Below are 11,541 nucleotides of genomic sequence, written 5' to 3'. Positions count from 1 at the left end.
TGGTTGCTCGCGCAGTTCCCCGCGCCCCTAAGGGGCGTGTGCCCGCGGCGGAGCCGCGGGCACGGCACCCTTAGAACGGGTTGAACTCGTCGAACTCGCGGTCCGCCTCGTCGCGCTCCGCGTCGCGGTCGCGGCGGCGCTGCGCCGCGGGCCGCGGGGCCTCCAGGCGGTGGTCCTCGCCGCGGCGGCCCAGCATCTCCGCGCCGGCGGCCATCGACGGCTCCCAGTCGAAGACGACCGCGTCGTCCTCGGAGCCGATGGCGACGCCGTCGCCCGCGCGGGCACCGGCCTTCAGCAGCTCGTCCTCGACGCCGAGGCGGTTGAGGCGGTCGGCCAGGTAGCCCACGGCCTCGTCGTTGTTGAAGTCGGTCTGGCGCACCCAGCGCTCCGGCTTCTCGCCGCGCACGCGGTAGAGGCCGTCCTCCTCCAGGGTGACGGTGAAGCCCGCGTCGTCGACGGCCTTCGGCCGGATGACGATGCGGGTCGCCTCCTGCTTCGGCTTGGCGGCGCGCGCCTCGGCGACGATGCCGGCCAGCGCGAAGGACAGCTCCTTCAGGCCGTGCCGGGAGACGGCGGAGACCTCGAAGATGCGGTAGCCGCGGGCCTCCAGGTCGGGGCGGATCATGTCCGCGAGGTCCTGGCCGTCGGGGATGTCGACCTTGTTGAGGACGACGATGCGCGGCCGGTCCTCCAGGCCGCCGTACTCGCGCAGCTCCGCCTCGATGACGTCGAGGTCGGTCAGCGGGTCGCGCTCGGACTCCAGCGTCGCGGTGTCCAGCACGTGCACGAGCACCGAGCAGCGCTCGACGTGGCGCAGGAACTCCAGGCCGAGGCCCTTGCCCTGGCTGGCGCCGGGGATCAGACCGGGCACGTCGGCGATGGTGTAGACGGTCGCGCCGGCCGTGACCACGCCCAGGTTCGGGACGAGCGTGGTGAAGGGGTAGTCGGCGATCTTCGGCTTGGCCGCGGAGAGCACCGAGATCAGCGAGGACTTGCCGGCGCTCGGGAAGCCGACGAGGGCCACGTCGGCGACGGTCTTGAGCTCCAGGACGACGTCGCCGGTCTGGCCGGGCTCGCCCAGCAGCGCGAAGCCGGGCGCCTTGCGGCGGGCGGAGGCCAGCGCGGCGTTGCCGAGGCCGCCGCGGCCGCCCTGGGCGGCGATGTAGGTGGTGCCCTCGCCGACGAGGTCGGCCAGGACGTTGCCCTTGGCGTCGAGGACGACGGTGCCGTCCGGGACGGGCAGGACCAGGTCGGAACCGTCCTTGCCGGAGCGGTTGCCGCCCTCGCCGGGCTTGCCGTTGGTGGCCTTGCGGTGGGGGCTGTGGTGGTACTCGAGCAGGGTCGTGACCGACTGGTCCACGACCAGGATCACGTCGCCGCCACGGCCGCCGTTGCCACCGTCCGGGCCGCCGAGCGGCTTGAACTTCTCACGGTGTACGGAGGCGCAGCCGTGGCCTCCGTTACCCGCGGCGACGTGCAGCTCGACGCGGTCCACGAAGGTGGTCATAGCGGTGTGCCTCCTGGGGGTCCCCCGGCCGCAGGCTGGGGGAAGTACGGAATTGTCTCTGTTGTAACGCAGCGAGGGCGGACCCGCTTCCCGTACAGGGAAGGGAGGTCCGCCCTCGTTATCGCTCTACGGCGTCAGGATCCCGTTGGATCAGACAGCCGGAACGATGTTGACGACCTTGCGGCCACGGTGGGTGCCGAACTGCACCGCACCGGCCTCAAGCGCGAACAGCGTGTCGTCGCCACCGCGACCGACACCGGCGCCCGGGTGGAAGTGGGTGCCACGCTGGCGGACCAGGATCTCACCGGCGTTGACGACCTGACCGCCGAAGCGCTTCACGCCGAGCCGCTGAGCGTTGGAGTCGCGACCGTTCCGGGTGGACGATGCGCCCTTCTTGTGTGCCATGTCTCCTCAGTCCCTTACTTCGCAGCCGTGGGGATGCCGGTGATCTTCACCGCGGTGTACTGCTGGCGGTGACCGATGCGCTTGCGGTAACCGGTCTTGTTCTTGTACTTCAGGATGTCGATCTTGGCACCCTTGTGGTGGTCGACGATCTCGGCCGAGACCTTGATGCCGGCCAGGACCCACGGGTCGCTGGTGACGTTCTCGCCGTCGACGACGAGCAGCGTCGAGAGCTCGACCGCGTCGCCCACCTTGCCGGTGGAAATCTTGTCAACCTCGACGATGTCGCCGACAGCAACCTTGTGCTGGCGACCACCGCTACGCACGATTGCGTACACGCGGATCTCACTCTCTCGCTAGTAAAGGAACCTCTGATGCCAGCCGCTCGCACGGGCCGGGCCCGTGACTGTCCGAGTGGACGAGCGGCCTCTCCCGGCGTGGCCGGAAGGTGTTTGCTCAGTGGCGTGGTGCCGTAACAGACACCGACCGTCAAGATTACGTGCCCTTGACGAACGGGTCAAACCGGCCCCCTTGACGGGGAACCGGTCGCCGTCGCGGCGGTGCCGGGCCCGGTCCGGGCCCGGCACTACGCCACTCAGTCCTCCGAGGAGGACACCGCTTCCGCGGCCGCCTTCTTCGTCGTCCGCTTGGCCGGGGCCTTCTTGGCCGCCGTCTTCGTGGCGGTCTTCTTGGCCGTGGCCTTCTTCGCGGTCGTCGTCGTCTTCTTGGCCGCCGTCTTCTTGGCGGCGGCCTTCTTCGCCGGCGCCTTCTTGGCGGTGGCCTTCTTCGCGGCCGTCTTGCGGGCGGGCTTCTCGGCGGGGGCAGCGGCCTCCGCCTCGTCGACGCCCTCGGCGACCGGCTCCGCGGCCGGGGCCTCCACCGGAGCGGACTCCGGCTCCGCGGCCGGGGCCACGGACGGGACGACCACGACGGCGGCCTCGGTGTCCGACGGGGAGCCGGCGGGCGCGGAGGCCCGGCGGGTCACCCGGCGGCGCGCACGGGCCGGCGCGGCCGGGGCCGCCTCCGCCACGGGCTCCGCGACCGGCTCGGCAACGGGCTCGACGGCCTCGGCCTTCGGCTCCGCGACCGGCTCGACGACGGCCTCCGGGGCGGCGGCCTGCGGTGCGGGCGCCTCCACGACGACCTCGGGCTCCGCCTCGGCAGCGGCCCGCGGCGCACCCGCCGGAGCGGACGCCTTGCGGGTCGCCCGGCGGCGCGTACGGCCACGCTTGGAGGAGACGGCCGCCTCCGCTTCCGCGGCGCTGCCGAACCACTCCTCGTCACCGCCGACCGACGGCTGCAGCTGCGCCTCGGTCACGGCCACCGGCTCCAGCTCGGGCGCCTCGGGGGCCGGCTCGACGGCGGCGGCCGCGGGGGCCTCCACGATCGAGGGGGCCTCCTCGGCGGCCGGAGCCGCCTCGTGCACGTGCTCGTGCTCGGCCGCGGCGCCCGCGCCCTTGCCCTTCTTCTTGCCGCGCTTGCCGCCACCGCCGCCGACGGACGCCGGCTGGTCCATGTGGACGATCACGCCGCGGCCGTTGCAGTGCACGCAGCCCTCGGAGAAGGACTCCAGCAGGCCCTGGCCCACCCGCTTGCGGGTCATCTGGACCAGGCCCAGCGAGGTCACCTCGGCGACCTGGTGCTTCGTGCGGTCCCGGCCCAGGCACTCCAGCAGGCGCCGCAGCACCAGGTCCCGGTTGGACTCCAGCACCATGTCGATGAAGTCGATCACGATGATGCCGCCGAGGTCGCGCAGCCGCAGCTGGCGCACGATCTCCTCGGCCGCCTCCAGGTTGTTCCTGGTGACCGTCTCCTCCAGGTTGCCGCCCTGGCCGGTGAACTTGCCGGTGTTGACGTCGACGACGACCATCGCCTCGGTCCGGTCGATCACCAGGGAGCCGCCGCTCGGCAGCCAGACCTTGCGGTCCAGCGCCTTCATCAGCTGCTCGTCGATCCGGTACGTGGCGAAGACGTCGACGTCCGACGTCCACTTCTGCAGGCGGTCGGCCAGGTCCGGCGCGACGTGCGAGACGTAGCCGTGGATGGTCTCCCAGGCCTGGTCACCGCTGACGATGACCTTGGAGAAGTCCTCGTTGAAGATGTCGCGGACGACGCGGACGGTCATGTCCGGCTCGCCGTACAGCAGGCTCGGCGAGCTCGTCGAGATCTGCTTCGCCTTCTTCTGGATGTCCTCCCACTGCGCCTGCAGACGCTCGACGTCACGGCGCAGCTCGTCCTCGCTCGCACCCTCGGCGGCGGTGCGCACGATCACGCCCGCGTCCTCGGGGACGATCTTCTTGAGGATGGTCTTCAGACGCGCGCGCTCGGTGTCGGGCAGCTTGCGGCTGATGCCGGTCATCGAACCCTCGGGCACGTACACGAGGTAGCGGCCCGGGAGGGAGACCTGGCTGGTCAGACGCGCGCCCTTGTGGCCGATCGGGTCCTTGGTGACCTGGACGAGCACGGACTGGCCGGACTTCAGCGCGGTCTCGATGCGGCGTGGGCCGTTGCCCATGCCGAGCGCCTCGAAGTTGACCTCGCCGGCGTACAGGACGGCGTTGCGGCCCTTGCCGATGTCGACGAAGGCGGCCTCCATCGACGGCAGCACGTTCTGGACCTTGCCCAGGTAGACGTTGCCGACGTAGCTGGTGGCCTGCTCCTTGTTGACGAAGTGCTCGACGAGGACGTTGTCCTCCAGCACGCCGATCTGGGTGCGCTCACCGCTCTGGCGGACGACCATCACCCGCTCGACGGCCTCACGGCGGGCCAGGAACTCGGCCTCCGTGATGATCGGCACGCGGCGGCGGCCCTGCTCGCGGCCCTCACGGCGGCGCTGCTTCTTCGCCTCCATGCGGGTCGAGCCCTTGATGGACTGCACCTCGTCGAAGCCGGTGCCCGGCTCGCGCTCCTCGCGCTTGCGCGGCTCGCGGACCTTGACGACCGTGCGCTCGGGCTCGTCCGCACCCGGCTCGGTGTCGATGGCCTCGCCGCTGCGGCGGCGACGGCGACGGCGGCGACGGCTGCTGGAGCTGCCCTCGGCCTCCTCGGCCTCTTCGGCCTCCTCCTCGCGGGCCTCGGCCTCCTCGGCCTCGGCGGCCTGCTCGTCCTCGAGCTCGCCCTCGGCGTCCGCGGCCTCGCCACGGCGACGGCGGCGGCCACCACGGCGGCGGCGGCGCGACGGGCGCTCGCCCTGCTCCTCGTCCTCGGCGGCGGCCTCGGCGGCCTCCTCGGGCTCGGCCTCCGGCTCCTCCTCGGCCGCGGCGGCGACCGGGGCGGCCTCCACCTGCTCGGCCTCGGCGGGCTCGCCACGGCGGCGGCGACGGCGGCGGCCGACGGGCTGCGCCTCGACGACGCGCTCCTCCACGACCTCGGCCTCGGGCCGCTCCTCCTCGGCGGCCGCGGCGGCGGCAGCGGCGGCGGTCTCCGGGGTCTGGAACATCGGCTCGGTGAAGACGGGCGCCTGGAAGACGGCCGTCGGGGGGCGCACGGCGCGGCGGCGGCCCCGCGCGGGGGCGGCGGGCTCCGCGGCCGGGGCGGCCTCGGCCTCGCGGGCGCGGCTCGCCTCCTTGGCCGCCTCGAGGGCGGCGGCGGCCTGCTCGGCGTCACCGGCGGCGACACGGCGGCGCGTCCGCGCACGGGCCGGAGCCGGCTCGGCGGCGGCCTCGGCGGGCTGCTCGGCCTCGGCGGTGGCGGGGGCGGCGGCGCGGCGGCGCGTGCGGCGGCCACGGGGCTCGGCGGCGGGGGCCTGCTCCTCGGGCTCGGCGGCGGCCTCGGCCTCGGCGGGCTCGGTCACCTGCTCGGCGGCCGCCGGGGCGGTGGCCTTACGGGTGGCGCGGCGGCGCGTACGGGCCGGGGCGGCCGGGGCCTCCTGCGGCTCCTCGGCCACGGGCTCGGCGGCCTCGGCGACCGGCGCGGACGGCTCCACGACGGCCTCGGCGGCCTCAGGCGCACCGGCCGGGGCGGAGGCACGGCGCACGGCGCGGCGGCGCGGACGGGCGGGGGCGGCGGCTTCGGCGGCCTCAGGGGCGGCGGCCGGAGCCTCCACGGGCTCGGCGACGGCCTCGGCGACGACCGGCTCGGCGGCTTCGGCGGCCTTCGGGGCACCGGCGGGCGCAGTGGCCTTACGGGTCGCGCGGCGACGCGGACGGGCCGGGGCGGCGGCCTCGGCGGCCTCGGGGGCGGCCTCGGCGACCGGAGCGGCGGCCGGGGCCTCGACGGGCTCGGCGGCTTCGGCGGCCTTCGGGGCACCGGCGGGCGCAGTGGCCTTACGAGTGGCGCGGCGACGCGGGCGGGCGGGGGCGGCAGGGGCCTCCTGCAGCTCCTCGGCCACCTCCTCGGCCTCTTCCTCGACGGCGACGGCGACGGCCGGCTCGACCGGCTCGACGACGGCCGCGGCGCCCTTGGGCGAACCCGCCGGGGCGGTGGCCTTACGGGTGGCGCGGCGGCGCGTACGGGGAGCGGGCTCGGCCGCGGGCTCCTCGGCGGGCTCTGCGGTCAGCTCGACCGGCTGCGGGGACTCGGCCACCTCGGGCGCGGTCGCCACGGCGGGCTCGGCGGCCTTCGGGGCGCCGGAGGGCGCGGCGGCCTTGCGGGTGGCGCGGCGGCGCGGGCGGGCGGGCGTCGAAGGGGCGGCCGGGGCCTCGGCCTCCGGCGCGGCAGGTGCCTCGGCCGCGGGTGCGGCGGCGGCTTCGGGGGCCTCGGAAGAGGCGGCGGCCGCGGCCGGCGGGCCCGCGGGGCGGGAAGCCGCACGGCGGCGGCGACGTGCCGGCAGCGTGTCGCTGGGGCTGTTGTTGTCCTCGGTCCCGGCGGAGCCGGGCTCGGTGGGCTCAATGGATTCGAGCATGCGGGCGGTTCTCCCGTCACGCTCCCGGGCGCCGCGCCGGTTCCGGCCCGCCGGCCCGCGTGATGTGCGCGGTACCGCCGTCCGGGGCGCGGTCGCCGCACGGGAGCTGTCGTCTCGCTCGCCGGGTCCGATGCTCATCGGCACCGGCGAAAGTCTCCTGGTCAGTGCGCCTGCCGCACCGGGTGGCTCCCTGGTGTCCGGCGGCGCTTCGACGGCCGTCCTTACGCGGAACCTTCCGGCACCTGCGCATCGCCTGCGGGGCTCGGCCCGGCGGCCGTGGTGGGGAAGGCCGGGGCGGCTTCGCGGTCAAGCGCGAGCGGGTCGGTCACCGTGCCGGACTCCTCATCGAGCAGCCCCTGCGCCAGCCTGGTCACCGCAGCGGGGACCGGCGGCGCCAGGTCGGCCGTAGCGCGGAGACCGGACAGGACGTCGTCGGGTCGAACGGCGGGTGTGGCATGCCGAACAACCAGCCGCAGTATCGCACAGGGACCGTCGCCGGGCCTATCGGCCGCGGCGTCCCGCGCTTCGAGCCGGATCACGGCACCACGGGCGTCGAAGGTCCGCAACCCGTTTTTGGTGCGGCGCTGGACGTCCACCTGCTCGGCCGCCATGAACGCCGCCACGGCCCGCTCGGCGTCCCCGGCCTCGACGCCGTCCAGCCGCAGCTCCCAGACGGAGGCCTCCAGCCGGTCGGCGAAGGAGGACGTGCGGGCCTCCACGGCGTCCGTGATGTCCAGCCCGTCCGGCAGCGACTCGTCGAGCAGCTTGCGCAGCTGCTCCACCTCGCGGACCTCGGCGAGCTGGATCTCCAGGTACTCGGCCTCACTGCCCGTGCCGGTGGGTGCGGCATTGGCGTACGACACCTTGGGGTGCGGGGTGAAGCCCGCCGAGTACGCCATGGGCACCTCGGCGCGCCGCAGGGCACGCTCGAAGGCGCGCTGGAAGTCACGGTGGCTGGTGAACCGGAGGCGGCCGCGCTTGGTGTAGCGCAGACGAATGCGCTGCACCGCGGGAGCGGGCGGGGGGCCTTCGGGCTGTCGCTTGCCCAGTGGTCTGATTCCTTCGTGAGTGCGGTCGTACTGCTACCTAGAGTACGTGCAGCGGGGGCCCTGCCAACCCGGCAGGGCCCCCGCTCGAACAAACGTCCTTACTTGACGACGGAGAGCGGAAGCAGCTTCTTGCCCGTCGGGCCGATCTGGATGGACGTGTCCATCTGCGGGCACACGCCGCAGTCGAAGCACGGCGTCCAGCGGCAGTCCTCGACCTCGGTCTCGTCGAGCGCGTCCTGCCAGTCCTCCCAGAGCCAGTCCTTGTCGAGACCGGAGTCCAGGTGGTCCCAGGGCAGGACCTCCTCGTAGGTGCGCTCGCGCGTCGTGTACCAGGCGACGTCGACGCCCTGCTCGGGCAGCGTCCGCTCGGCGCACTTCATCCAGCGGTCGTACGAGAAGTGCTCGCGCCAGCCGTCGAAGCGGCCGCCGTCCTCGTAGACCGCGCGGATGACCGCGCCGACCCGCCGGTCACCGCGCGAGAGCAGGCCCTCGATGATGCCGGGCTTGCCGTCGTGGTAGCGGAAACCGATCGAACGGCCGTACTTCTTGTCGCCGCGGATCTTGTCGCGCAGCTTCTCCAGGCGGGCGTCCGTCCCCTCCGCGGAGAGCTGCGGGGCCCACTGGAACGGGGTGTGCGGCTTGGGCACGAAGCCGCCGATGGAGACGGTGCAGCGGATGTCGTTGGAGCCGGAGACCTCGCGGCCCTTGGCGATCACGTTGACCGCCATGTCGCCGATCTGGAGCACGTCCTCGTCGGTCTCGGTCGGCAGGCCGCACATGAAGTACAGCTTCACCTGGCGCCAGCCGTTGCCATACGCGGTGGCGACGGTGCGGATCAGGTCCTCTTCCGAGACCATCTTGTTGATGACCTTGCGCATGCGCTCGGATCCGCCCTCGGGGGCGAACGTCAGACCGGAGCGGCGGCCGTTGCGGGTCAGCTCGTTGGCGAGGTCGACGTTGAAGGCGTCCACACGGGTGGACGGGAGGGACAGACCGATCTTGTCCTCCTCGTACCGGTCCGCCAGGCCCTTCGCGATGTCGCCGATCTCGGTGTGGTCGGCGGAGGACAGCGACAGCAGGCCGACCTCCTCGAAGCCGGTCGCCTTGAGGCCCTTCTCCACCATCTCGCCGATGCCGGTGATGCTTCGCTCCCGCACGGGGCGCGTGATCATGCCGGCCTGGCAGAAGCGGCAGCCGCGGGTGCAGCCGCGGAAGATCTCGACGGACATGCGCTCGTGGACGGTCTCCGCGAGCGGCACGAGCGGCTGCTTCGGGTACGGCCACTCGTCCAGGTCCATGACGGTGTGCTTGGACACGCGCCACGGCACGCCGGACTTGTTGGGCACGACGCGGCCGATGCGGCCGTCCGGCAGGTACTCGACGTCGTAGAACGCCGGGACGTACACCCCGCCCGTCCTCGCGAGGCGGAACAGCACCTCCTCGCGGCCGCCGGGGCGGCCCTCGGCCTTCCAGGCCCGGATGATCTCGGTCATCTCCAGGACGGCCTGCTCGCCGTCGCCGATGACCGCGCAGTCGATGAAGTCCGCGATCGGCTCGGGGTTGAAGGCGGCGTGACCGCCCGCGAGCACGATCGGGTCGTCGATCGTGCGGTTCTTCGACTCCAGCGGGATGCCGGCCAGGTCGAGCGCGGTGAGCATGTTGGTGTAGCCGAGCTCGGTGGAGAAGCTCAGGCCGAAGACGTCGAACGCCTTGACCGGCCGGTGGCTGTCCACGGTGAACTGCGGCACCTTGTGCTCGCGCATGAGCTCCTCGAGGTCCGGCCACACGCTGTACGTGCGCTCGGCGAGGACGCCCTCGCGCTCGTTGAGGACCTCGTAAAGGATCATGACGCCCTGGTTGGGCAGACCGACCTCGTAGGCGTCCGGGTACATCAGGCACCAGCGGACGTCCGCGCTCTCCCACGGCTTGACCGTGGAGTTGAGCTCTCCACCGACGTACTGGATGGGCTTCTGCACATGCGGGAGCAGGGCCTCGAGCTGTGGGAAGACCGATTCGGCAGTCATCTGGGGGGACCTTCGTGAGCTGGCAAGGGGCGACTCTCAAGCGTAACGTGCCGGGAATCGCCCCTTGCACGCGATCTTGACAATGCCCGCGGCCGCGGGGATCGGCCGCCCCCGGATCACGCCCCCAGATCCGCCCGGTACCGCTTGCGGGACGCCTTGCGCCACACCAGCTGCAGCTCCACTTCGTCCCACGCGGCCCGCCGCTCCTCCCGGCCGTACAGCAGTCCCAGGGTGAACGTGCTCTCCCCCGCCGCGTGGGCCTCGGCCGCCAGGGTGCGCAGGGCCGTGCGGGTCATGACGCTGTCCTGGTGGTCGCCGAGGAGCGACTGGACGTCCTTCATGCGGCGCGTGAAGCGCTTGGCCGGCTTCCCGAGCGCGGGCGTCGCGGCCTCGGCGGCGTAGCGGGCCCGCTTGGCGGCCTTGCGGGCGTCGTGGAGGGCGGTGTCCCGCTCGGGGCCGCGGCCCGTGGCGAGGGCGTGCTCGACGCGCCCGGCCAGGCGCTCGTAGTCGTGCAGCACGGCCCCGGCCAGGACCTCCGGCGCGGGGAGCGCGGCGGCCCGGCGCAGGGGCGGGCCGGCCAGGAGGGCGTCGAGCGCGTCGAGGAGGGTGAGGTAGCGGTCGCTGTCGAGGAGGGCGGCGAGGCGCTTGCGCGTGCTCTGGGCGCGGCCGGCGGCGTAGATCCGCAGCCGGGCGCGGACGGGTCCGAGGACGAGCGTGCCCGGCAGCTCGCCGAGGGCCTCCTTCAGCCTCTCGGCGACGACCTCGCGGTCCCGGTCGGCGCCGAGCTCCTCGGCGAGCCACTTCAGCTCCGCGCCGAGCGGGTCGGTGACCTCGCGGTCCAGGACGTCGCGGTACGTGCGGAAGGCGCTGCGCAGCCGGCGGGTGGCGACGCGCATCTGGTGGACGGAGTCCTCGGTGTCGCGGCGGACGGCGGTGTCGTAGGCGAGGAGGGCGTCGATCTGGCGGCGGACATAGGCGAGGACGTGGTCCCCGGCGGTGACGGGCCCCCGGTCGCCCTTCTTGCCGGGCTTCTTCGTCTCCTTCCTGGTCTCCTTCTTCGTCTCTTTCTTGGTCTCCTTCTCCCCCGCCTTCTTCCCGCCCTCCGTCTCCTGCAGCGCCCTCGCCAGCTTCGACGGCGCGTCGGAGGGGCGCAGGCCCTCCTCCAGGAGGCACTCCTCGACGGTGTCGAGGAAGGCGGGGTCGGTGCCGCTGCCGAGCTCGACCTCGAACTCGGTCCAGCGGGCGCTGCGGCCGCCGTCGCCGATCCGGTCGGCCCGGACCTTGTCCGCGCTGGCCTCGGCGAGGAGCGTGCCCTGCGGGTCGAGCAGCCGGCTGACCTCGCGGCGCGAGCGGATGCGGACGAGGGGGACGAGCCCGGCGCGCCGGACGCGGGCCCTGACCAGGGACGCGAGGGCGCGCGGCACGTCCGGCGAGAGGGGTGCCCGGATCTCGTCCCGCACCCCGGGGGCGACGGGCAGCTTGAGGTGCCAGCCCTCGTCGGAGCCGCCGGTGCGGCGGCGCAGGGTGATGCCGGCCGCGGCGAGGCGCCGGTCCGCGGTGTCGTAGTAGACGGCGTCGAGTTCGTGCGTGCCTTCGTCGGTGACGGTCGCGACGCCCGCGACACGGCTCAGGTCGGGCAGCGAGGCCGCCGCCGCGGGGCCACCGGCTTCGTACTTCCGCTCGATCTCGCGCAGAGTGTCCGCCATGGTGCCGAAT

The 11,541-nt window shown here is 73.6% G+C and carries 7 protein-coding genes; all 7 read right to left on the bottom strand.

Annotated elements, in window-relative coordinates; genetic code table 11:
• Positions 1–70: 70 nt before the first annotated feature.
• Positions 71–1,507 (bottom strand): GTPase ObgE, encoded by a 1,437-nt coding sequence (gene obgE, locus NQU55_RS08960; protein ID WP_168093236.1) that lies wholly within the window; start codon positions 1,505–1,507, stop codon positions 71–73.
• 150 nt (positions 1,508–1,657) lie between these two features.
• Complete coding sequence (gene rpmA, locus NQU55_RS08955) at positions 1,658–1,912, bottom strand: 50S ribosomal protein L27 (protein WP_058044469.1); 255 nt, start codon at positions 1,910–1,912, stop codon at positions 1,658–1,660.
• Between the two features lie 14 nt (positions 1,913–1,926).
• Positions 1,927–2,247 (bottom strand): 50S ribosomal protein L21, encoded by a 321-nt coding sequence (gene rplU / locus NQU55_RS08950; RefSeq protein ID WP_030366503.1) that lies wholly within the window; start codon positions 2,245–2,247, stop codon positions 1,927–1,929.
• A gap of 257 nt (positions 2,248–2,504) precedes the next feature.
• Positions 2,505–6,752, bottom strand: a complete 4,248-nt coding sequence (locus NQU55_RS08945; protein ID WP_256790215.1) for an Rne/Rng family ribonuclease — start codon at positions 6,750–6,752, stop codon at positions 2,505–2,507.
• Between the two features lie 221 nt (positions 6,753–6,973).
• On the bottom strand, positions 6,974–7,759 hold the full coding sequence (locus NQU55_RS08940) for a TIGR03936 family radical SAM-associated protein (protein WP_168095743.1): 786 nt from the start codon (positions 7,757–7,759) through the stop codon (positions 6,974–6,976).
• Between the two features lie 140 nt (positions 7,760–7,899).
• Positions 7,900–9,825 carry a TIGR03960 family B12-binding radical SAM protein gene (locus NQU55_RS08935; RefSeq protein ID WP_168095742.1) on the bottom strand — a complete coding sequence of 642 codons (1,926 nt, stop codon included), beginning with the start codon at positions 9,823–9,825 and terminating at the stop codon, positions 7,900–7,902.
• Positions 9,826–9,941: 116 nt separating this feature from the next.
• Complete coding sequence (locus tag NQU55_RS08930; RefSeq protein WP_168095741.1) at positions 9,942–11,531, bottom strand: CYTH and CHAD domain-containing protein; 1,590 nt, start codon at positions 11,529–11,531, stop codon at positions 9,942–9,944.
• Between the last annotated feature and the right edge of the window lie 10 nt (positions 11,532–11,541).

Origin of the sequence: Streptomyces telluris, from assembly GCF_024519335.1 — a bacterium.
Lineage (GTDB): Bacteria > Actinomycetota > Actinomycetes > Streptomycetales > Streptomycetaceae > Streptomyces > Streptomyces telluris.
This window is presented reverse-complemented; position numbering and strand designations above follow the sequence as displayed.